Origin of the sequence: Flagellimonas amphidinii (genome assembly GCF_013090115.1) — a bacterium.
Lineage (GTDB): Bacteria > Bacteroidota > Bacteroidia > Flavobacteriales > Flavobacteriaceae > Flagellimonas > Flagellimonas amphidinii.
This window is the reverse complement of the sequence record NZ_JABFNN010000039.1, coordinates 1-23,882: the sequence shown is the minus strand read 5'-3', so window position 1 is coordinate 23,882 and position 23,882 is coordinate 1. Positions and strand designations below refer to the sequence as shown.

Genomic DNA, 23,882 nt, shown 5'->3' with positions numbered 1-23,882 from the left:
GTGATAGGATGAACATACATCTTAACAGGATTCCGTTTAAATTTGAAGTATGAAAAACACTATTTCTGAGCGAATAGCTGACTTTCTCAAAAAATTCCCTCCATTTTCCCATCTGTCCATGGACGATTTGCATCAACTCTCCATGGAGGTAACCATTTTATATCAAGAAAAAGGGAACTTCATTTTTAAGCATGGTGAGCAACCACACAAATGTTTTTACATTGTTCACAAAGGAGCCGTTGCACTTTGGAAAGAAGACGAAAATGTGGTAATTGATATTTGTGATGAAGGGGATATTTTTGGGCTAAGACCCATCATGGCCAACGAAACCTACAAGCTGGACGCCAAAACACAAGAAGAAAGTATGCTGTATGCCATCCCAATCGATCTCTTTAAACCTTATGCCAAGGAAAACGAAAACGTAAGTGATTTTTTGGTCGAAAGCTTTGCTTCCAACACAAGAAATCCATATTCAGCTACCCACAAAGGTCAGTTATTGGGAGATACCGTCAAATTCAATCCTAATAATACAGGCTCCCGTTTGTTGGATGTACAACCTGTTGAATATTCCAAAAATGTAATCAGTGTTTCGGTACATACTCCCATTAAGACCATTGCCCAAAATATGACCAAAAAAGGTATTGGGGCCATGCTGGTTGAAAAAGACAATCTTCCTGTTGGAATCATTACAGACAAAGACCTTAGGAATAAAATTGCCACTGGTGATTTTAATACTGATGCAAAAGCAAAAGAAATCATGTCCTCTCCAGTAATTACTTATCCTCCTAAACTAACGGTAACCCAAGCCCAAATGGCCATGATGAAGAGTAATATCAGTCATTTAGTACTTACCGAAGATGGCACGGTCAACACTAAAGCCGTCGGCGTTTTGTCAAAACATGACGTTATGCTTTCTTTAGGGAACAACCCGGCAGTATTGGTAAAAGCCATTAAAAGAGCAAAAACAGTTGAAGAAATAAAACCCATTAGAAAAGGGGTAATAAATCTTTTGACTGGCTATTTAGAGCAGAATATTCCTCTGTCTCTTACCTCCAAGATAATTGCCGAGTTAAATGATGCCTGTATCAAACAGATTGTTGAACTCTCCTTACAAAAAATGGCGAAAGAGCCGCCAGTTCCTTTTGCCTGGCTCGCCATGGGCAGTCAAGGAAGAAGCGAACAGATGCTCCACACCGATCAGGACAATGCCATTTTGTTTGATGATGTGGGGGCATCGGAACTAGAAGCAACCCGGACTTATTTTTTGGAATTATCAAAGTACATCACCCAAGGATTGAATCATATTGGTTATGCATATTGCCCTGCAGATATGATGGCAAGCAATCCTAAATGGTGCAAAAGTTTAGCAGAATACAAACAAATGACCACCAATTGGATCATGAATCCAGGGCCTGAAGAAGTGCTGCTGTGTACCATCTTTTTTGATTACAACAGAAGCTATGGCGACAAAGATTTAGTGGAGAATTTGTCTAAATACATTTTTGATACCGTTGAAAAGTATCCTATTTTCCTATCCCATTTGGCCATAAGCGCTCTCCAAAACCCTTCTCCCACTGGTTTTTTTAGACAATTTTTGGTAGAACAAGATGGTGAGAACAAAGATTCATTTGATTTAAAAAGACGTGCTTTAATGCCCCTTATAGATGCCGCAAGGGTGTTGATTCTTTCTCATAATGTAACAGGAATAAGCAATACCTGGGAACGCTATGAAAAGTTGGCGCAATTGGAACCAAATAATGCAGAGCTGTATTTGGCATGTTCCTACGCCAGCAAAGCTTTATTGAAGTTTAGAACGCGTCAGGGATTACTGCATAATGATTCTGGACGCTATATTTCCTTGGAAAGCTTGAACAAAGAACAAAAAATGAAGTTGAAAAGAACTTTTAAGACTATCAAAGAAATTCAACAGTTGATTTCTGTTCGTTTTATGACCCAAAGAATGAGGTAGGTATGGGGAAAACAAAAATACTCCCGGATTTCTGGCAGTCCTATGCTTCATCAATGGAAAAACAGCTTCCGTCTTCGGTGAAGGATAACGCTTTTGTGGTTTTTGATACTGAAACAACCGGACTCAATACTATTACCGATAGAATCCTGAGCATTGGAGCGCTCACCATTAAAAACAAGGCCATAAATGCTGGTGAAGCCCTAGAAGTCTTCGTAGAACAAAATCAATACTCCTCTGAAAGTGCCAAAGTCCATGGTATTCTAAAAAAAGAAGCTGATGGACAACTCAGCGAACTCGAAGCCGTTAAACAACTTTTAAAATTATTAGAAGGTACAATTATTGTTGGGCACCATGTGCGTTTTGATGTAACCATGATCAATAATGCCTTGAACAGAAATGGTTTGCCCAAACTAAAAAATAAGACCTTGGACACCTCAACACTTTATTACAAATCCTTAAAAAGGAATGAACGTAAAAAACAAGGACGACACTTTTCTTTGGACTACTTGGCTGAAAAATTTGATATCTCAAAAGGAGATAGGCATACGGCTTTGGGCGATGCCTATATTACTGCAGTGGCCTTTCTGCATATTATAAGTAAACTAAAACCTGTCTCTATTAGCGATTTGCTAAAAAAAGACAGGTTTTTCGAATTCTTTTAAAGAAGCCTACAGCGCTTCCTCCATTATTTTCTCTACAACTTCTGGATTAAGTAATGTGGATGTATCTCCTAAGTTACCCGTATCCTTTGAAGCTATTTTTCTCAAGATACGTCGCATGATCTTTCCACTTCGGGTTTTGGGCAAACCTGGAACAAACTGAATTTTATCCAACTTGGCAATTGGGCCAATATGTTCGGTAATTACCTGATTGATTTCTTTTTTCAAGTTTTCACGATTTCTGGATTCACCAGTTTCTTTCAATATCACGTAGCCATACAATGCATTTCCTTTAATATCATGTGGAAATCCAACAATTGCCGATTCAGCCACAGCCTGATGCTCATTGATGGCATCTTCAATAGGTGCTGTACCCAAATTATGGCCAGAAACAATGATAACATCATCTACCCTACCTGTAATTCGGTAATACCCTACTTCATCTCTCAAAGCACCATCACCTGTGAAATATTTACCATCAAAAGCGGAAAAATAGGTGTCTTTATAGCGCTTATGGTCTCCCCAAATGCTTCTTGCGATGGAAGGCCATGGAAATTTGATGCACAATCTGCCATCTACCTGGTTTCCTTTGATTTCTTTTCCATTTTCATCCATTAATGCCGGCTGCACCCCTGGCATGGGTAATGTGGCGTATGTTGGTTTTGTTGGAGTGGAAAAAGGAATTGGTGAAATAAGAACTCCTCCTGTTTCGGTTTGCCACCATGTATCTACAATGGGGCATTTCTTTTCTCCTACATGGTCATTGTACCAGTGCCATGCTTCCTCATTGATGGGTTCACCCACGGTGCCCAAAACTTTTAGGCTGGAAAGATCATAATTGGTTACAAAATCTAAATTTTCCTTGGCAAGCGCTCTAATTGCTGTTGGCGCGGTATAAAATTGTGTGACTTTATACTTTTGCACAACATCCCAAAAACGTCCAAAATCAGGATAAGATGGAACACCCTCAAACATTACCGTAGTGGCACCATTGGCCAAAGGTCCATAAACAATATAGGAATGTCCTGTGATCCATCCGATATCCGCAGTACACCAATACACATCATTTTCACGGTACTGGAATACATTCTTGAAGGTATAGGCGGTATAAACCATATATCCTGCAGTAGTGTGCACCATTCCTTTAGGACGACCTGTGGACCCTGATGTATATAGGATAAACAAGGGGTCTTCAGCATCCATAATCTCTGGAACACAATCGGAAGAAGCCTTATCCAACAAAGGTTGAAGCCATTCATCACGTCCACTTTCCATAGAAATAGTTGCATTGGTACGTTTGGCGACCAAAACCGTTTCCACGATTTTGCAATGTGTCAAGGCTTCATCCACAATTCCTTTGAGATCTATTGTTTTTCCGCCTCTAAATGAACCATCTGAGGTCAACACCATTTTAGCTTCACAATCATTGATTCTTGTGGCCAATGCTGTTGAGGAAAACCCTGCAAAAACCACCGAATGGATAGCTCCTATCCGCGCACAGGCCAAAACCGCTATGGCCAACTCAGGAATCATGGGAAGATAGATTACAACCCTATCCCCTTTTTTGATGCCCTTGTCCTTTAGAACATTGGCAAACTTGCATACCTTTTCATGAAGCTGTTGATAAGTGATATGTTGCGCTTCTTCATTGGGATCATTGGGCTCAAACAATATTGCAGTCTTGTCCCCTCGTATGCGCAAATGCCTATCAATACAATTTTCGGTAATATTCAACTTTGCACCATCAAACCATTTGATTTCTGGTTTTGAAAAATCCCAATCCAAGACCTTGTCCCATTTCTTTCTCCAGACAAAATGTTCCTCTGCTACTTCTTCCCAAAAACTCTCAGGGTTACGCACAGATTTTCGATAAACCTGAAAGTACTCCTCCAAGTGCTTTATATGATAATTACTCATGCTTGTATTTAGTTAATTATGGTTTTCAGTGGTTGTGCTGTCCTCTAAAGGACATTTTAATATATATGTTTGTTTGAATCTACTATCAGTGACCGGTTGGTTTTCCCGCTCCACTGGGAATCCTGATGTTTTCAACGATTTCCTGAACTTCCTCTGGAGGCTCTTCGGTAAATTTATTCACAATAAGAGCAATAACAAAATTTACAATCATCGCGATAGTTCCGAACCCTTCAGGTGAAATTCCAAACCACCATTTTTCCTGCAAACCAGCAACAGCAGCTTTTCCTCCATCAAAAATACCGAACTTAAACTTGAGCATATAGAATAACATCAAAGAAATTCCGACAATCATTCCGGTTATGGCTCCTTTGCTGTTCATTTTTTTATAAAATATACCCAAAATAATGGCAGGAAAGAACGAAGCCGCCGCTAAGCCAAACGCTAGGGCCACTACCGCAGCAACAAAACCTGGAGGATTAATTCCAAAATACCCGGCAATAATCACTGCGCCAACTGCAGAAAGGCGTGCTGTCCAAAGCTCTCCTTTTTCAGAAAGTTCTGGGTTGAATACATTCTTGATCAAGTCGTGGGATACAGAAGCCGATATTACTAAAAGTAAACCCGCTGCAGTGGACAAAGCGGCAGCCAAACCACCCGCAGCTACCAAAGCAATTACCCAAGCCGGCAGATTTGCAATCTCTGGATTGGCCAGTAGCATAATATCCCGGTCAACAGTCAATTCGTTTACAGTTGCATCAGCAACATATTGAATCTTTCCATCTGCATTCTTATCATCAAATTGTATAAGTCCAGTAGTTTCCCAATTCTTAAACCATTGGGGCATTTCAGCATAATCTTTATCCCTTACCGTCTCTATCATATTGGTTCTTGCAAAAACCGAAACAGCTGGTGCGGTTGTGTACAGAATAGCAATGAACAGCAATGCCAATCCTGCTGACTTACGGGCATCTTTAACTCTTTTCACCGTAAAAAATCGAACAATTACGTGAGGAAGCCCAGCCGTACCAACCATAAGTGCCAAGGTTATGGCAAAGACATCCACTATGCTTTTGGTGCCTTTGGTATACTCAGCAAAACCTAATTCGGCAGTAAGACCATCCAACTTATCCAACAAATAAGTCCCTGAACCATCTGCCAACCTATCTCCCATTCCCAACTGTGGTATAGGGTTTCCCGTCATTTGGATGGAAATAAAAATAGCAGGTACCATAAAGGCGAAAATCAATACACAATATTGGGCCACTTGTGTATACGTAATGCCTTTCATTCCGCCCAGAACAGCATAGAACAATACAATTACCATTCCGATGACCACGCCGGTATCAATATCTACTTCCAAAAATCTTGAAAAAACAATCCCAACACCTCTCATTTGCCCGGCCACATAAGTGAAAGAAACTATAAGTGCGCAAACCACAGCTACAATACGAGCTGTTTTTGAATAATAACGCTCACCTATAAAATCAGGTACAGTGAATTTTCCAAATTTTCTGAGATAAGGTGCCAGCAATAGTGCCAGCAAAACATAACCTCCCGTCCATCCCATGAGATAAACAGCCCCATCATAGCCAGCAAAGGCAATAATACCCGCCATAGAGATAAAAGAAGCAGCTGACATCCAATCTGCTGCCGTGGCCATGCCATTTGCCAATGGGGAAACTCCTCCGCCAGCAACGTAAAATTCTTTGGTTGATCCTGCTTTGGACCATATAGCGATTCCTATGTACAGGGCAAATGTTATTCCCACCAAAATATAGGTCCAAAGTTGAACGCTCATAGTTATAGTTTTTTAGGTTGATTAATCGTTATCGAAGCCATATTTTTTATCCAACTTGTTCATTAAGCGGACATAAATAAAAATGAGTATCACGAAAACGTAGATGGAACCTTGTTGGGCAAACCAAAATCCAAGTTTAAAGCCTCCCATCCTAATAGTATTCAATTCATCTACCAACAGAATTCCGAATACGTAGGAAACCAAAAACCAAATGCTAAGGAGTATAGTGAGATATTTGAGATTTTCTTTCCAATACTTTTTTCTTAAAGAATTATCCATCTGTTAGGTTTGATGGAAGAAATATATGAAATCCCTAGAAAAAAGCCTCACTTTTTAAAAGAGACAGTAGAATTAAGATAACTTGTTCAAAAAGGTGCCAATGTTCTCCTCTATCCTTTCTGTAATATTTGAAACATCAGCTTTTTCAAAGCTTTCTCCTGTGATACTTTCGTAAAGTTCAATATATCTGTCAGATACAGTTTCAATATAGTCATCTGACATCTCAGGAACGGTCTGTCCTTCCAAGCCTTGAAACTTATTTGAAATCAACCATTGGCGTACAAACTCTTTGGAAAGTTGTTTTTGGGGCTCACCCTTGGTTTGACGTTCTTCATAACCATCTGCATAAAAATATCTTGAAGAATCCGGAGTATGGATTTCATCAATCAGGACAATCTGACCTTCTTTTGTTTTGCCAAATTCATACTTGGTATCTACCAAAATTAAACCACGTTTTGCAGCTAGCTCTGTACCCCTCCCAAACAAAGCTTCGGTATATTTTTCAAGCACTTCGTAGTCTTCTGGTGAGACTATCCCCCTTTTCAAAATGTCTTCTTTGGAAATATCCTCGTCATGATTCCCTTTTTCTGCCTTTGTTGCTGGAGTGATGATTGGTTGTGGAAATTTGTCATTTTCCTTCATCCCTTCAGGCATTGGAACACCACATAAAGTTCGTTTGCCCACTTTGTATTCTCTTGCAGCATGACCAGATAGATACCCTCGGATAACCATTTCAACTTTAAAGGGCTCGCATGCTTTGCCTATAGCTACATTAGGGTCAGGAGTTGCCAATAACCAATTCGGAACAATATCCTCTGTTGCTTTCATCATTTGGGTGGCAATCTGGTTCAAGATTTGACCTTTGTAGGGTATGCCTTTAGGCATGACAACATCAAAAGCTGAGAGTCGGTCAGTAGCTATCATTACCAAAAGGTCGTTTTCCAGAGTGTATACTTCCCTAACTTTTCCTTTATAAACGGATTTTTGGCCAGGAAAGTTAAAATCTGTGGCCATCAAGGTGTTCTGCCCCATGTTAGAATTGATTTTGGTGCTCTATATTTTTGTAGGCATCTATGACCTTCTTAACCAATTTATGTCGAATCACATCTTTGTCATCCAAATAAATAATACTGATACCATCAACATTCTTTAGAATCAACAAAGCCTCTTTCAAACCTGAGATTACTCTTCTGGGCAGGTCAATTTGCCCAGGATCTCCTGTCAACAAAAACTTGGCGTTTTTCCCCATACGGGTCAAAAACATTTTCATCTGGGCATGGGTTGTGTTTTGGGCCTCATCCAGAATTACAAAGGCATTATCCAATGTGCGTCCCCTCATAAATGCCATAGGAGCAATTTGAATGGTACCATCCTCAATGTACTTTTCCAGTTTTTCTGCAGGAATCATATCCCGAAGAGCATCATACAAAGGTTGCATATAAGGGTCTAGCTTTTCCTTTAAATCCCCTGGAAGGAAGCCTAAATTTTCTCCTGCTTCCACAGCAGGTCTGGTCAAGATTATACGACGTACTTGTTTTTCCTTGAGCGCTTTTACGGCAAGTGCAACACCTGTGTAGGTTTTTCCAGTACCCGCAGGGCCAATTGCAAAGACCATGTCGTCCTTTTTGCAGGCATCTACCAGTCTTCTTTGATTGGCTGTTTGCGCTTTGATCAAACGACCGCTAACACCATGTACTAAAACATCGCCACTACTTTTGGATGAAGAATAATCCTCTTGACCATTGCTGGTCAACACACGTTCAATCATATTTTCATCCAGTTTGTTGTACTTGGCAAACTGATCGGTGAGCATATCAAAACGCTTGTCAAACTCCTCTAAAAGTTCTTCATCCCCATAGACCTTTATTTTGCTGCCACGGGCCACAATCTTAAGTTTAGGAAAGTACTTTTTTAAAAGTTCAATATTTTCATTTTGTTGCCCAAAAAAGTCCTGAGGGCTTATCTCTGTGAGTTCAATTATAAGTTCGTTCAAAAAAGCGGGGTATTTATGGTTATTTTTGAAGAATTGTATTCTTTCTTTTTTAATGTAATTTTACTCCACAAACTTAACCAAAAATCAATTTGAGTACAGAAAAACATATCAACAGTATTGCATGGCAATCATAACCTTAACTACAGATTTTGGATACAAAGATCACTTTGTAGGTGCCATCAAGGGAACAATCTTAAGTAATCTTTCAGATGTTCAAATTGTTGATATTTCCCATGCCATTAGCCCTTTTAACATCCAAGAATGTGCTTATATCCTTAAAAATGCCTACCGTTCTTTTCCAGAAGGGACAGTGCATATTGTTGGGGTTGATTCTGAATTATCACCTGAAAACCAACATATTGCTGTTCAAGTTGATGGGCACTTTTTTGTGACCGCCAATAACGGTGTCATTTCATTGATTACTTCAGAAATCAATCCAGAAAAAATTGTAGAGGTTGATATTCCCAATATTGTTTCAGGTTCCTTTCCTGTAATGGATGTCTTTGTCCAAGTGGCTTGCCATATTGCGCGAGGGGGCAAATTGGAAGTGATTGGAAGGCCCTTTAACGCTTTACGGGAACTTCGAGAATTTGAACCTAGAATCACCAACAATGGCAAAAGTATTTCTGGCAATGTTATTTATATTGATAATTACGGCAATGTAGTCACCAACATCCAACGCAATCTGTTCGATGCATATCGTAATGGAAGGGATTATGAAGTTAATGCCCGTACCAATAAATTGAGGAAAATTCATGATAGTTATAACGGCATCATCAATTTTGATTTGGGAAAAGGGCAGCGAAAGGGACCTGGAGACGCACTTGCATTGTTCAATTCTGCCGGTTATATGGAACTTGCCATCTACAAAAGTGACCTCAATTCTGTAGGGGGAGCCTCCACTCTATTAGGGCTGAATTACAGGGACACGGTAACCATTAATTTTTTGTAAATGCTGATACGCATCGTAAAACTTACATTTAAACCCGAAAATATTCCTAGTTTTGAGCAAATCTTTGAAGAATCAAGGGATCAAATTGCTACTTTTCAAGGTTGTCAGTTTGTAGAACTGTACCAAGATTTGAACAATCCCGCTGTTTTCTTCACTTATAGCTTTTGGCAAAAAGAATCAGACTTGGAAAACTACAGAGCATCAGATTTTTTTAAGGAGGTTTGGAGCAATACCAAAAAATTGTTCGCCGAGAAACCAGAGGCTTGGAGTGTCACCAAAAAAAATTCTTCAACCCTTTCTTGATGTTTGCCATTTTTAAAAGAGAAATACGGTCTTTTTTCACATCACCTATAGGTTACCTCATAGCTGGTTCCTTTTTGTTACTCACAGGATTGTTTTTATGGGTATTTAAAGGAGCATATAATATTTTTGACTACGGCTTTGCCGATTTGAGCAACTTCTTCTTGCTGGCTCATTGGATTTTTGTGTTTTTGGTTCCGGCCATCACCATGAAGAGTTTTTCAGAAGAAAGAAAGATGGGAACCCTGGAATTATTGCTCATAAAACCAATATCTACTTGGAAACTTGTGTTGGGCAAGTTTTGGGGCGCTTTTTTGTTATGTTTCTTGACGGTTGTTCCAACCATAGTCTATGTTTTTGCAATCTCAAATCTGGGAGTAACCCAAGGGAATTTTGACCTTGGTGTAGTGTTGGGGTCGTATTTTGGATTACTTTTTCTAATAGCTACTTACACTTCTATTGGTATTTTTGCCTCAACGCTTTCCGATAATCAAATTTTGGCCTTTTTAGCTGGAATTCTTATTTGTTTTTTGATTTTAAATGGGTTTGATGCCATTTCCACCTTGTTTGATAATGGAGAGACCCAACAATTCATCAAAAACTTAGGTGCACAATCACATTTTGAAAGTATTGCAAGAGGTGTCATCGATACGCGGGATTTGCTTTATTTCTTGACCCTTACCCTTTTCTTTATGTATCTCACACATCAACGACTTAAACAACTGACCAAATGACATTGAAGTTTTTGATATCGATACTTAAGGCTCTAGTAGTGGTCATTATTCTAAACCTGATTGGAGGTTTTTTCTTTGGCAGATTTGATTTAACTGAAGATAAACGATACACCATTTCAGAACCTGCGCTGGAAGTAGCTCAAAAATTTGAAAGTCCAGTTGTCATCGATGTATTGTTGGATGGTAACATTCCACCTGAGTTCTCTAAGTTGAAGACAGAAACCGAGCTTTTACTGGAATCCTTTGCTTCCAAAAACAATACTATCAAGTTTAATTTTGTGAATCCCTTGGAAAACAAGGACCAAGCTCAAGAAACCATTGCGCAACTGCAAAGCTTGGGTCTTCAACCTGCAAACGTTACTGTTGAAGAAAATGGCAAAGTTTCCCAGGAATTGGTATTTCCCTGGGCAATGGTAAATTATAAAAACAAAACGGTTAAAGTTCCATTGCTGAAAAACAAATTGGGTTCCAACGCAGAAGAGCGCATCAACAATTCTGTGCAACAATTGGAATATGCTTTTGCCGATGCTTTCACCAAATTGAGCATCACTAAGAAAAAAAGCATTGCTGTGCTCAAAGGGAATGGTGAATTGGAAGATAGATACCTAGCGGATTATTTAACTTCTATTCGTGATTACTACAATATTGGCGCTATTACTTTAGATTCAGTAGCAAAAAATCCCCAACAAGTGCTGGACCAGCTCAAAGGATTTGACCTTGCTTTGATTGCCAAGCCGACAGAAACCTTTTCTGATGAAGAAAAATATGTACTGGACCAATTTGTGACCAACGGAGGGAAATCTATTTGGTTGATTGACGAAGTGGCCATTGAAATGGACAGTATTTATGCTGGTGGGGGTACTGCCATGGCCCTGCCCCGTAATTTAAATTTGAAGGATTTTTTCTTCAATTACGGGATTCGTATCAATCCCACTTTGATCAATGACCTATATTTCACACAAATTGTCTTAGCTACGGGAGAAGGCAACGATTCACAGTACAATCCGGTTCCTTGGTACTATAACCCCATGATATTTTCCAAAAACAACCACCCTATCAATACGAATATTGAAGCAGTTCGGTATCAGTTTACGAGTCCAATGGAGCTACTTCAAAACAACTACAAAAAAACAGTATTGCTGCAAAGTTCTCCCCTATCAAAAACCGAAGGTACGCCCAAACAAATTGGTTTAGGTATTTTGAACACCCCTCCAGACAAAGCATCATATACCTATGGCAATCAACCTTTGGCAGTATTGGTTGAAGGTAAATTTTCCTCCATGTACAAAAACAGGATAAAGCCCTTGCAATTATCACAAAGCTTAGAGGATGGCCCCAATAATAAATTGATTGTAATTTCTGATGGAGATGTCATCAAAAATCAATTGCGGAATGGCAGGCCTTTAGAGCTTGGCTATGACAAATGGACCAACAGTTTTTATGGGAACAAGGAATTTTTGGTGAATTGCATCAACTATCTTTTAGATAATACAGGACTTATAAACATTCGAAATAAGGAAGTGTCCATTCCTTTGCTTGACGTTAAAAAAGTAGTCGAACAAAAAACGAAGTGGCAGGTTATCAACATTGGCGTTCCAGTACTTTTGTCCCTGATTTTAGGAGTCATCTTCAGCTACTATAGAAAACAAAAATTTGCTGCATAGGTGTTGATAAATTTGTTTCTTTGCTAAGTCGTTTTAAGATATATTTGTTTTTATCCATTTTATGAGCCTGTTTTAAGTCCCATTGGTCTTGAACAGTCAATAATACTAAAGAATCTCTTTAATGAAGTTTATTGTATCCAGTACATATTTATTAAAAAACTTACAGGTTTTGGGAGGAGTTATCAACAATAGTAACACCCTGCCCATTCTGGACAATTTCCTATTTGATTTAAAAAAGAATGAGCTTACGGTTTCTGCATCTGATTTAGAAACCACCATGAGCTCTGTGCTGGAAGTTGATTCTGATGCTGAAGGTATCATAGCGGTGCCCGCCCGTTTGTTATTGGATACCTTGAAAACATTTCCAGAGCAACCATTGACCTTTGTGGTAGAGGATAACAATACTGTAGAGATTAGTTCTAACCATGGTAAATATGCGTTGGCGTATGCTGATGGGGCCGAATTCCCAAAAGCAGTGGAGGTCTCCAACCCTAGCTCTACTACCCTTTTAGGTGATGTTTTGGCAACCGCCATTACCAAAACCATATTTGCGGCAGGAAATGATGACTTGCGCCCTGTTATGAGCGGTGTATTTTTTCAGTTTTCTCCTGAGAATTTAACCTTTGTAGCTACTGATGCCCATAAATTGGTAAAATACCAACGAGAGGATGTTACCGCATCCCAAGTAGCAGAATTCATTATGCCCAAAAAACCTTTGAACCTTTTAAAGGGTATTTTGGCCGGTTCAGAATCTGAGGTAACCATCGAGTACAATGATAGCAATGCCAAATTTATATTTGACAATTCTGAATTGATCTGTAGACTGATTGACGGGAAATACCCAAATTATGAAGCAGTAATTCCAAAGGAAAACCCCAATAAACTGACTATTGCCAGAAATCAATTTTTAAGTTCCGTAAGAAGGGTTTCCATATTCTCCAACAAAACAACTCACCAAATTAGATTAAAGATTGCTGGAGCAGAGTTGAATATCTCTGCCGAAGATGTAGATTACAGCAATAAGGCTGAGGAACGCCTTTCTTGTTCGTATCAAGGAGATGATATGCAAATCGGTTTCAACTCCCGTTTTTTGGTGGAAATGTTGAACAATCTTTCCTCTGATGAAGTCTCTTTGGAAATGAGCTTGCCAAATAGAGCTGGAATCCTTACACCAATTGATGGGCTTGACGAAGGAGAACAAGTTACCATGCTGGTAATGCCCGTTATGCTGAACAGCTAGAAAAAATAAAAACCACCTTATCAGGTGGTTTTTTTATAATGTAAAATTCAGGTAGAACATTAACCGTTTTTTTATTTGCACATCACCGGCAAATAAGTCTTGATTTATGGGAATACCTATATCAGCTCCCATAACCAGCCTCTTATAGTTAAATTCTGCTCCAAAAGTACCCAAATGCATATAGCCATCAGTATCGGGCAAGGCATCTCCAAATTGTACAATTTTCTGGAAAAAGTCGCCGCTCACTCCAACAAATGGTGTTAGAACATGAGTGTTGACCAGAAATCCCTTGAAAAACTTTGCATTATAACTGACTTGATCACCAAAGCGATACTCATTTTTATTCTCCCCTTTCAAGAAATAAGACCCCGTAACATTAACTCCAAACATATTCTTGCTGTAACTATAACCTGCCGAAAATATAGCATCTGTGCTACCCGTGCCCAATTGAAATCCCGGGTTTACCCTGTCGGTCAAGACTTCTTCAAATTCACCAGTAGGCAACTTAATTCCCAATCCAAATTTTATGGTGTGTCCAGAATACTTCGGCATACCAACCATTTTTGACGATGAATCATTATCAGCGCCCTTTTTCCCTTTCTTTACAAATGGAAAGGTATACCAGCCAATTACGCTGGCATCCCCTATCCCATTCAAACTTTCAGAGCGGTCCTCATATTCCCTGTTCAAATCTTGATAAGGTAGTGTCGCCGAGAGATGTATTCTTTGGGTAATCGGTATTTTGGACCACAATTGATAGGTGTTAAAATACTCTTTGCTTATAGGTGAATCGGCAAAAATACCATCCTTGGACTCAAATTGTTGGTAACTATACCTCAATCCAAAAAAATTGACATCACCAAGAGTTCCATATCCAAAATTACCCCCTGTTGTTGCACATCCACAGAAATCACAATCAAAACTTAATAACCCATATGGTGATGGACATGGATTTGCAAAAAGTGAAGTACTTACAAATAACAATAGCACCAAGAGGTTAGTACTCCGAAAACCTTTTATCATTGATAAATTCATTATCTGTTAGTGTTTTTAAAAATGAAATAATGTTCTCTTTCTCTTCTTCTGTCAGCGTAATCCCAAAAGTTCCATCTTCTTTTTTTAGTGAGGCATCTACATTTCCATTATCTACCATTCCATCTGTATAAAAATTCAATACAGCTTCTAAGGAACCAAATCGGCCATCATGCATGTAGGGAAAACTCAGTTCAACATTACGGAGATCGGGCACTTTGAACTTATAAAAATCCTGCTCATAACCAGTAACACGCTTACGTCCTTCTTCATCTGGATATTTTGAATTTAATGGCAACCCATTATTACGATAGGACTGATCTGTAAAAAGTTCACCTTTATGGCAAGTGGTACATTTTTGTTTGAATGTTTGCATTCCTGCCATTTCTTGTTGTGTAAGAGAACCTTCCTCTTCACTACGAACATATTTATCATATTTGCTATTGCCCGAAACAAGAGTCAACATAAATTGAGAAAGTGCTTTTAACATGCGTTCACTATTGATTTCCTCATCCCCAAAAGCTTTAAAAAACATATCTGGATATTTATCATCAGCACCAAGTTTTGAAAGTACATTAGGTATAGTTTCATTCATTTCAACCTCACTTGTAATTGGGATAATCGGTTGAAGATCTAGATGTATTGCAGCTCCATCCCAAGTAAACTCCTCATAAAATGCTAGGTTATGCAAAGGTTGGGCATTTCTTGTTCCTTCGTGTCCATTAACTCCGTGGCTGATTGTATGCCCATGATGGGTAAAAGCCGAGGTTTGTTCATGACAAAATCCGCAAGAGACAATACCTGTAGAGGATAGTGCTCCTTCATAAAAAAGGGCTTTTCCCAAGGCAATTCCTTCTTCGGTCAACGGATTGGATTCAAAATCGTATAATACCTCTGGGAAATTTGAAGGTATTGAGAGTTCCACCGGCGTTGGCTCGGTATATACTACTTCAGTATCATTGTTGCAAGCTATTGCCATTAGCAACAATGCCAATACACTTGTTCTAATCATAACTATTTTATAGTAGGGAATCCAAGGGTCATCCCATGGATTCCCAAAAAAATTATAACAATTGTATTAGTTGTGAACGTGGTCTACGGTAAACATTTGACTCGCATTCTCGGCAATTTTTGGAGATTTTTCTGCATCCACATGAATTTGAGATTTTTCCTCCAACGATAATGTGTTCGTTGCAACCAATATATCTGAAACATCAGCCACTACATGAATCTCTGGTTCCATATCTGTTCTAACTTTTGCAGATACCGGTAAATCAAGACTAATTTCTTTGTAATTATCCAGTACAGAACCATGACTACCCATATGGATAGCAAAAGCCGTTTCATCTGTTATATTCTCAGAAGTGAAAGTCCCTTCATACCTTATAAATTTATACCCAGCCTGCCAAGACCACATCATACCAGCATCAGTCGCCAAGGTCAAAAAATCACCTTGGCCATCAGCCCCTTGTAGATATTTTTCTTGATCAACACCCAACCCAAAGGTAATCTTGGTATAGTTGGCCGCAGGCACATTCTTTAAATTAATAAATTGTGAGGTCTTTTCTGATTCATCAACAATAAACATAGAATCATCTTTAGGGTAGGTAAAAGTGTTTCCTTTCTCATCCTCTAATTGAATATTGCTTACGATATATTTTAGGGTAGCTATCTTTAAATTTTCTGTTCCACTGGCAACATAGCTGGTGGTTTCCAGCAACAAGTCTGAATCACCATAAGCATTATCGAATTCAATATTTATACTCCCCACCCCTGTTAATTCTTCTGGTGAGTTATCATCGTTAGTACATGATAAAATTAATGTGCACAGCAATACAATTGCCGTATAGTCAAAAGCTTTCATTTGATTATATTAAGTAAAAAAGTACTGTTGAAGGCCAGTACTGTAGCCTTTAAAAATAACCGGGAAAAGCTTTATATAATAGGTGGGCGGAGCATCTCTTTAATAATGAGAGAGTCTTTTAAATAAAAAGGGGATAGAATTTGGCTTTTAATATGATGTTCATAGTATTGAAAAGAAAAATCGACATAAGATTCCATGAACAAGGGAATAAATGCTTCTATTAATGTAAGGCCAGCGTTTGTGGCATTTTGGTTTCTTTGCTGCTCCTTTGAAACTGAAAGTTGTTCCATTAGATAACACTTACCATTACACTGCAATTCTGGACGATTCTTATTGACACAGTAGTTTTCGACGAAATAATCGATATTAAGCTGAAAATAGGAAAAATACCCAACAAAGTAGGCAGGCCTTAATGCAAAGACAATCAAGAATAGAATGGCCAAATATTTTTTCAGTACGATTTATTTTTTGCAAAACTACAGCGTAAATCTATATGAAAAAAACCTTGGCCAATATTTAACTTATGAAATAAATGGGATGGTCAAGAAAAGTGATGGAGACTCTCCATTAGAAGCTTTAACTGCATTGACAATAGGCATTATAAATCCAACTATGGCCACTCCTATCAATCCCAAGATACCCAACCCAAATAACAATATTGCAGGAATTGAAATTATAATATATAGTAATAGGCTTAATTGAAAATTAATTACCGCCTTTCCATGTTCATCCATTCCTTCAACAGTTTTCCTTGAGGTCAGCCAAATGACCAATGGCACAATAAAACCTCCAAACCCAGTTACATAATGTAATAATTGAGTGAGGTGTGTAATGGACAATAAGGTATTGTCCTTTCGAATAACATTTTGATTAACTACTTCCATTTTTTGATTGATTTTGATGATGTATTCCATTGGTATACGTTTTCATCAAAAAGTTACAATATCACACTCACATGTAACTTTGCTACAGTTCATCGATAAAATATATCCTTTCTTTGAAAACCGACACCAAACACACTTAATTAATTGTTTTTCAGTATTTTAAATTTAATTTATTTAAAAAAGCATATATATGATACTTCAATAAATTGAATCAAAAACTCATCAACAAGACAGTTGTCCAATATTTTGTCCGTTCATCTAGACCATTACAATTTACCTTCATAATGTTAGAAATTTGTTAACATCTTTAATTAAAATCAACTAATATGAAGAAAATTTACTTGTTATTTCTAGCCTTGACCGTTACTTTTTATAGTTGCGATACAGAGGACACCTCAACAACAGAGGAAAACTTGGAAGCAGTATCGTTTCGTTACAAGCACAATAAGTGGAAGAAAAAAGAATGTAAAATCAGTGTTACTCCTGATTTGCCCGCTTCGCTTAACGCTTGTACCACGGCCAAAGGAGTGGATGCAGACAACAGTTATTTTGACCTTACCATTAGCGATACTAGCCTTGCCGGTGATTATGGAGCATGGTGTGTGGACGTGGATTTATCCCTAAATGCGGATCAGTGTTTTGAAGCTGATGTATATTCCAGCTACGAAACACTACCAGATGGGAAATTTGAACATCCAGAAAACTTTGACATGGTAAACTGGATTTTGAACCAAGACTTAATTGGCTCTGAAAGTCCTAGTGGAGGTACATACACCTTTGGAGATGTACAATGGGCCATTTGGGAGCTTATTGATGACAGAAATTGTATTAGCTGTGCCTACTTAGGAGATGACTGGAACAGAACCAAGGGACAAGAAATTGTGGATATGGCATTGGCCAATGGCGAAGGTTTTGAACCAGGAGATGGAGATTCCCTAGCAGTTATCCTAATACCCACCAATAACCTTCAAAGTATTTTTGTACCTTATGAGTTGGAGTGTAAAAACAAAAGAAAGAGATACAGAGGGAACAAATACAAAAGAATCAAAAGATGGAAAAAAGGGAGAAAGAAATTTAAATGTTCCTAAGGATATTAAATTATAAAGGCGGTCAAATGACCGCCTTTTCTCTATTTTATTATTACGAATATTCGTTGACTATTTTTTTTCGTTTACCAGAGGATAATAATGGGATTTCCTCTACATATGAAAATTTAATTATTGCATCTTCTCCAAGGTAGTTTTGAAAGTACTTTATAATCTCTGCTTCTTGAACATCTTCTGGCCTCCCATTTAACTTAAACAGGTATTCCGTTCGCCTTTTTTGAATAAACTGAAACTGTTTAACCTTAGAAAAGTCCAAAACCATATAAAAAATGAAAGGGGAAACTATATTACCTTTGGTGTCATAGATAGCATCCATACGTCTTCCATATATTTGGGATAAATATGCAAATCCATTGTTATCTTTCCCATATATGCCCATATCTCCAGTATCATATCTTATTAGAGGCATTGAGAAATTAAACAAATCAGTTACCACAATTCTACCCAAACCACCATGTTGAACATGCTTGTCAGAATCCAGCTCTAGGATTTCAAAATGAAAACTGGCCCAGTTCAAAACATATTTACCGTCACTTCTTTTGGTCTGTTGAGCAAGAATGCCATTTTCTTGGTTAGAATACCTTTCAAAAACAGGAGCTTTGAAATAATGGGTCATTCTATCTCTTTCTTCTTGTTTTAAGGCTTCAGAAATGGTAATTATCGACTTTATATTTTTCACCTTAGGATTAACCTTGTTTTTATCCAGGTGGTTGCACAACTCTTCAAAAAAGGAAGGATAGCCGAGTATTGTTTTTAAAGAATTATCATCTTCTATTTTAGAAATAAGCTTAGCCATATCTTCTTCTCCATTATTCGTCACATTATGAACAAATATATTCTGTACAAACCTCGTCCACCATTTCTTGGCATTGGTATAATCCCAAAGTTTGATATAATAGAGTTTGTTTCCCACTGCACCACCTGTTTCTTCTAAAAAGTGAATTACATCTGCAGTGTTTCTCTGTCGTTTTGTTTTGTTTTGATAAATACTGAAAGGGATTCCCGTAGAACCGCTACTGGAAGATTTATACAGATTAGCTTCTTTATAATCCACTGAAGCAAATGCTTCATAATTGTTCAAAACAACATTTTTGTCAATAATTGGAAAATCAGAAAGTTCTGTGTATCCAGCATATTCTTTATAGAAGGGAACTGAATTTACAGCATTGCCAAGAAGTCGATTAAGGTTCTTTTGGCGTATCTGATTTACATCGGTATCACAAGGGTCTGTAAGTATTTTACGTATTTCCTTCCGATGGTCACCTAAAATTCTTCCTTTAAAGGAATCCAAAAGCCAAAATGCAGTATTGCGAAATTTTTCAAATAAATGAGGCATTTTTAAATCTTATATCGATCCGGTCCTTAACGACATGTTATAAGCAAACGTATTATTTTACAATTTGTTTTTTACAATGTACTAAAATTGTTGCCTATAACTCTTAAAGTTTAGTTTCCATAATTCTTAATTCCTAAACAAATGAATTTGTAATTTTGGGCCATGCATAAGGAAGATGACATCGTAGCTTTAGCAACCCCATCAGGTACTGGTGCCATAGCTATGATTAGGGTTTCTGGCCCTAACGCAATTGCAATTTCTGATTTGGTTTTCAAGTCTGTAAAAGACAAAAAATTGTCTTCCCAAAAAAGCCATACTATTCATCTGGGACATATGATTGATGGTAACAAGGTGTTGGACGAAGTTCTGGTTTCCATTTTTAAGGCCCCACACTCCTACACTGGTGAAAATGTAGTGGAAATATCTTGCCATGGTTCCCCATATATCCAACAACAGATCATACAGCTTTTACTCAAATCAGGTTGTAGAACAGCTACTCCAGGGGAATTTACCTTGCGAGCCTTTTTAAATGGTAAAATGGATTTGAGTCAAGCCGAAGCGGTTGCAGACTTGATTGCCAGTGATAGTGAAGCTGCCCATGAAATTGCCATTCAACAAATGCGTGGTGGTTTTAGCCATGAAATTCAAAAGCTTCGAGAAGAGTTACTAAACTTTGCTTCTCTCATTGAGTTGGAACTGGATTTTTCTCAAGAAGATGTTGAATTTGCAGACCGGGAACAATTCAAATCACTATTGAACAGAATCAACGAAGTCTTAAAAAAGCTCATTGATTCATTTGCATTGGGCAATGTCATCAAACACGGAATTCCTGTTGCCATAGTAGGTGAACCCAATGTGGGAAAATCCACGCTCCTCAATGCACTTTTGAATGAAGAGAGAGCCATTGTTAGTGATATTGCAGGAACCACCAGGGATACTGTTGAAGATCAAATTACCCTTAACGGCATTAATTTTAGATTTATTGATACTGCCGGGATAAGAGAAACTGAGGACGTAGTCGAGAAAATAGGGATTGAACGAACCTTTGATAAAATTGAAAAAGCCAGACTCATTCTTTTTCTTTTTGACAATCCCAACTTTGAAAGGTCTGAACTGAAATTCATCAAAAGCAAATATCCGAACAAGGAAGTTTTGCCTATTTGCAACAAAATGGATTTGTTGGATAATAATAAAATAGCGGCACTTACTAAAGAAATTCCAAGTATCATATTTCTTTCAGCCAAAAACCGAACTGGAATTGCAGATTTGGAACAAAAGTTATTGAGTTTAGTAGATTCTGGAGCATTGAGCGGTGATAATACCATAGTAACCAACAGCAGGCACTATGATTCACTCTTAAAAGCCTTGGAAGAGATTCAAAAAGTAAAAGAGGGCATGGATACTGGAGTATCGAGCGATTTGATGGCTATAGATATCCGCCAAGCATTGTTCCATCTTGGAGAAATTACCGGTGAGGTTAGCACAGACGATTTGCTTGGGAATATCTTTTCTAATTTCTGTATCGGTAAATAAATAAGTTGATTTTATAATTTCATTTGGATTCATTTTTTTATTTAATTGATTTTCAATAAGTTGTTAAGGATGTTTTATCTTTTTCGTTTCTTTTAATAGCCTATTTTCATACACTATTTCACCTAATTTTCACCTCGACAGAATTTTTGATACATGAGGTGAAAAAATTTCACTTTGAAATAAAAATAAGTCTAAAAAGTAAAAAGATTAAAAATGGTAAGTTGAGCCTTTTTATTGAATACTATAAAATCATCAATGCCACAAAGGCACGGCCGTTTTTTCCAATTTTTCAGAGGAGTACCCAAGACCCAAGCGTTCTCCCAAGAAATCCTCAAAATAGTCTATGCGAATGGGGTGCCAACCTTTTTTTAAGGCCACAAAGCCTGTTTTGACCCTAGTATCGTGAGAACCATCATTATCAACAATCAAGTCACCATCTATGTAGAGCATGCTCCCGTCATCAGATTTAAGATAGAACGTATAAATATCGGTTTCCGGAATTTTAATATACCCGTTATATTGAATGGCGTAATGATCTAAACGCTGTCCGATTTTATCGGGATCCAATTCCAATGCAACTCCCGTGGCCTTAGGCTTGCCGAGTTGTTTAAAATCGGGTACACTTTTAAATTCGCCCTCATAATAGCGGTAAGCCAATCCTCTTTTTGGACTTTTGACCCGGACACTTTTTAGGGGTTTAACTTTTCGATATGTTTTTGAGGTGACACTACTTGTAAAGCCCTCAGCATCGGTCAATACCACTTTAAGGTCCGTGGTTTCCTTTACGACGACGCCAGGGTAAGTAGCGCTTCCTATTCCGGGTCGGGTTCCATCCAAGGTATATCGTGTAGTGATGTCATCTCCATAGGGATGGTCGACCTCCAGTTTTAAAGCCTCGGTAAAAATATCTTGCTTGGTCAACGAGATGCGGGCTTCCTTATTAGGGTTCAGTTCAATGACCTCCGTACCGCTTAGGCTGAATTCAGGTTCCATAAAAGCGGAATCATATTTCATTTCCCATTCCATCTCCAAGGGATCCCAGTCGTTTTCACTGCTATCCCCTCGCGGATGGGTCATGATGGTCAACTGCTTCAAGCTTTTTGAAGGCAACATTATATCAAAACGGGAAGCATTGGGCTCCACCTGATGATGGTGATACAATACCCCTTTAAAATGCAGCTCTTTATCGGAGGTATTATGAAGCGACATCACCACTTTCCGGTTCTTTCCCTTTGACAATACCAAAGGTTTAAAGTCGGTGGCCTTGATCAGGCCTATCGCCTGTTCCTTGGTGTTCGTATTGCTTACATCGTCGTCGATAATCCCCGAAAGGGCCAAATTGACCAGCTTGGGCCCGGCATCGGTCATGGTTACCCAACCGATATGATCGAACTCCCCGAATTTAGGGCCGCGTAATCGACTGCCTCCCCCCGTTGTAGCCAACACATAATGGTTTTGATCGTTTTGAACCGTGTGCATATACCGATGGGTGTGCCCCGCAAAGACCGTATATTTCCTGCCTTTCAGCGCATCTTCGATTTCATTGAACCCGTTGGCATCTCCATAGGCCCATATGGGGTGGTGTACAAAAATCATCGTCCATCGCACATTGGGGTTTTGGGCAATGGCCCCCTTTAAATAGGCAATTTGATCTTTGCCCATCAATACCCCGTCGCCATCATTACTGTTGGCAATAAGGAAGAGGACATCCTTGTAAATAAAGTGATAATATGCCCGTCCGTAACGTTCCTTCCATTGCTTGGCCATGGTGGCGTTAGAATAATCATGGTTTCCGGCCACATAAAAGAAGCGGGTATTCAGGCTATCCAATATGCCATTGAATTCTTTCCATTGGGTATTGAGCAAACTGGTGTCTTTACTATAGCCCTCGATCAAATCGCCCACGCTCATCACAAACTCGGGGTATAATTGATTTATTTTTTCGATTCCCTTTCCGAACACGCCTTGGCGATGTCCTCCGGTACGGTCACTTACAATGGCAAACTGAAAATTGTTGGGGTCGTTGTAAAAAGGTTTATCGCTCCAAGGTTTGTTGGTCTCATTGAGATTGCTCTTGAAAAACGACTTGTCCGCTTGGGCACAAAGGCTTAAGGAAATCGAAACAAAAACTATAAAGGAAAGCGTGCGCATGGTGTTGTTGATTTTCGTCCAAATTATGGTTTTCATCCACGCTCTAATTTAACTGAAATTTAAGTATTTGTTACGGAAATGGTAGAGGGTTCATGAAACCTCTATTTCTCTTTAGACAAAAAAGATTCCATCTTCCTTGCTTGAGAACCTGTTTAGGAAATTTGTATGAGAAATGTTTTTTCCCGGAAAACCGAAGACCCTGTCAAAGCAAAATAGGCCACCAATTTTCAAGGAAATATATCTTTAAAACAATACATTTGCGGACTAAAAAAGAGTCTTTTGAATACTACTGATCATATCACTTTGGAACGTTATTTCGAATCCTTTAAAAAAGACATCGTAGGCGATGGCACCGCTTTTAAAACTCAATATGGCAAGCAAAAACTTCTATATGCCGATTGGGTGGCAAGCGGAAGGCTATACCGCCCTATTGAAGATACCATTACAAAGACCATAGGCCCTATGGTGGCC

The 23,882-nt window shown here is 38.5% G+C and carries 20 protein-coding genes and 1 pseudogene; 10 read left to right on the top strand and 11 right to left on the bottom strand.

What is annotated here, in order from left to right; genetic code table 11:
• The first annotated feature begins 49 nt into the window (after positions 1-49).
• Positions 50-1,969 carry a DUF294 nucleotidyltransferase-like domain-containing protein gene (locus tag HJC33_RS11935; protein WP_171659056.1) on the top strand — a complete coding sequence of 640 codons (1,920 nt, stop codon included), beginning with the start codon at positions 50-52 and terminating at the stop codon, positions 1,967-1,969.
• Positions 1,970-1,971: 2 nt separating this feature from the next.
• Positions 1,972-2,631: a 3'-5' exonuclease gene (locus tag HJC33_RS11930; protein WP_171659055.1), complete on the top strand. Its 660-nt coding sequence runs from the start codon at positions 1,972-1,974 to the stop codon at positions 2,629-2,631.
• Between the two features lie 6 nt (positions 2,632-2,637).
• Here HJC33_RS11930 and acs read toward each other — a convergent pair whose 3' ends face one another.
• The 5 genes from acs to HJC33_RS11905 all read right to left on the bottom strand — a co-directional run bounded on the left by acs (position 2,638) and on the right by HJC33_RS11905 (position 8,615).
• On the bottom strand, positions 2,638-4,545 hold the full coding sequence (gene acs / locus HJC33_RS11925) for an acetate--CoA ligase (RefSeq protein ID WP_171659054.1): 1,908 nt from the start codon (positions 4,543-4,545) through the stop codon (positions 2,638-2,640).
• An 85-nt stretch (positions 4,546-4,630) separates the two neighbouring features.
• Positions 4,631-6,343 (bottom strand): sodium:solute symporter family protein, encoded by a 1,713-nt coding sequence (locus tag HJC33_RS11920; protein WP_171659053.1) that lies wholly within the window; start codon positions 6,341-6,343, stop codon positions 4,631-4,633.
• A gap of 21 nt (positions 6,344-6,364) precedes the next feature.
• Positions 6,365-6,622 carry a DUF4212 domain-containing protein gene (locus HJC33_RS11915; RefSeq protein WP_171659052.1) on the bottom strand — a complete coding sequence of 86 codons (258 nt, stop codon included), beginning with the start codon at positions 6,620-6,622 and terminating at the stop codon, positions 6,365-6,367.
• 72 nt (positions 6,623-6,694) lie between these two features.
• Entirely contained in the window at positions 6,695-7,654 is a 960-nt protein-coding gene (locus HJC33_RS11910) for a phosphoribosylaminoimidazolesuccinocarboxamide synthase (RefSeq protein ID WP_171659051.1), read from the bottom strand.
• Position 7,655: 1 nt separating this feature from the next.
• Positions 7,656-8,615, bottom strand: coding sequence for a PhoH family protein (locus HJC33_RS11905; protein ID WP_171659050.1), 960 nt, complete (start codon positions 8,613-8,615; stop codon positions 7,656-7,658).
• A gap of 121 nt (positions 8,616-8,736) precedes the next feature.
• On the opposite strand from HJC33_RS11905, the gene HJC33_RS11900 reads away from it, so the two are divergent.
• The 5 genes from HJC33_RS11900 to dnaN all read left to right on the top strand — a co-directional run bounded on the left by HJC33_RS11900 (position 8,737) and on the right by dnaN (position 13,505).
• Entirely contained in the window at positions 8,737-9,567 is an 831-nt protein-coding gene (locus tag HJC33_RS11900; RefSeq protein ID WP_171659049.1) for an SAM hydrolase/SAM-dependent halogenase family protein, read from the top strand.
• Entirely contained in the window at positions 9,568-9,870 is a 303-nt protein-coding gene (locus tag HJC33_RS11895) for a putative quinol monooxygenase (RefSeq protein ID WP_171659048.1), read from the top strand.
• Complete coding sequence (gene gldF / locus HJC33_RS11890; RefSeq protein WP_171659047.1) at positions 9,870-10,601, top strand: gliding motility-associated ABC transporter permease subunit GldF; 732 nt, start codon at positions 9,870-9,872, stop codon at positions 10,599-10,601. Before HJC33_RS11895 ends, gldF begins: the two co-directional genes overlap by 1 nt.
• Entirely contained in the window at positions 10,598-12,265 is a 1,668-nt protein-coding gene (gldG, locus tag HJC33_RS11885; protein ID WP_171659046.1) for a gliding motility-associated ABC transporter substrate-binding protein GldG, read from the top strand. The genes gldF and gldG overlap by 4 nt, the downstream gene beginning before the upstream one ends.
• Positions 12,266-12,386: 121 nt before the next feature.
• The gene (dnaN, locus tag HJC33_RS11880) at positions 12,387-13,505 is read left to right on the top strand and encodes a DNA polymerase III subunit beta (protein ID WP_171659045.1); all 1,119 of its coding nucleotides are present in this window, start codon (positions 12,387-12,389) and stop codon (positions 13,503-13,505) included.
• A gap of 33 nt (positions 13,506-13,538) precedes the next feature.
• On the opposite strand, the gene HJC33_RS11875 is transcribed toward dnaN, so the two are convergent.
• From HJC33_RS11875 to HJC33_RS11860, 4 genes are all read right to left on the bottom strand, one after another.
• Entirely contained in the window at positions 13,539-14,345 is an 807-nt protein-coding gene (locus tag HJC33_RS11875) for a transporter family protein (protein ID WP_246245542.1), read from the bottom strand.
• Between the two features lie 157 nt (positions 14,346-14,502).
• Positions 14,503-15,549: a cytochrome-c peroxidase gene (locus HJC33_RS11870; protein WP_171659044.1), complete on the bottom strand. Its 1,047-nt coding sequence runs from the start codon at positions 15,547-15,549 to the stop codon at positions 14,503-14,505.
• Between the two features lie 66 nt (positions 15,550-15,615).
• Positions 15,616-16,401: an MbnP family protein gene (locus HJC33_RS11865; protein WP_171659043.1), complete on the bottom strand. Its 786-nt coding sequence runs from the start codon at positions 16,399-16,401 to the stop codon at positions 15,616-15,618.
• Positions 16,402-16,922: 521 nt separating this feature from the next.
• Positions 16,923-17,285 carry a DUF4870 domain-containing protein gene (locus HJC33_RS11860; protein WP_171659628.1) on the bottom strand — a complete coding sequence of 121 codons (363 nt, stop codon included), beginning with the start codon at positions 17,283-17,285 and terminating at the stop codon, positions 16,923-16,925.
• Between the two features lie 326 nt (positions 17,286-17,611).
• Between HJC33_RS11860 and HJC33_RS11855 the strand changes: the two genes are divergently transcribed.
• Positions 17,612-18,373 carry a hypothetical protein gene (locus HJC33_RS11855; RefSeq protein ID WP_171659042.1) on the top strand — a complete coding sequence of 254 codons (762 nt, stop codon included), beginning with the start codon at positions 17,612-17,614 and terminating at the stop codon, positions 18,371-18,373.
• Between the two features lie 52 nt (positions 18,374-18,425).
• On the opposite strand, the gene HJC33_RS11850 is transcribed toward HJC33_RS11855, so the two are convergent.
• On the bottom strand, positions 18,426-19,727 hold the full coding sequence (locus HJC33_RS11850) for a phenylacetate--CoA ligase family protein (RefSeq protein ID WP_171659041.1): 1,302 nt from the start codon (positions 19,725-19,727) through the stop codon (positions 18,426-18,428).
• A 162-nt stretch (positions 19,728-19,889) separates the two neighbouring features.
• Here HJC33_RS11850 and mnmE point away from each other — a divergent pair, with 162 nt between their 5' ends.
• Positions 19,890-21,260 (top strand): tRNA uridine-5-carboxymethylaminomethyl(34) synthesis GTPase MnmE, encoded by a 1,371-nt coding sequence (mnmE, locus tag HJC33_RS11845; RefSeq protein WP_171659040.1) that lies wholly within the window; start codon positions 19,890-19,892, stop codon positions 21,258-21,260.
• A 252-nt stretch (positions 21,261-21,512) separates the two neighbouring features.
• Here mnmE and HJC33_RS11840 read toward each other — a convergent pair whose 3' ends face one another.
• On the bottom strand, positions 21,513-23,447 hold the full coding sequence (locus HJC33_RS11840) for a PA14 domain-containing protein (protein ID WP_171659039.1): 1,935 nt from the start codon (positions 23,445-23,447) through the stop codon (positions 21,513-21,515).
• A 243-nt stretch (positions 23,448-23,690) separates the two neighbouring features.
• Between HJC33_RS11840 and HJC33_RS11835 the strand changes: the two are divergent.
• Positions 23,691-23,882 (top strand): annotated as a pseudogene (locus tag HJC33_RS11835) (aminotransferase class V-fold PLP-dependent enzyme); the annotation flags it as partial.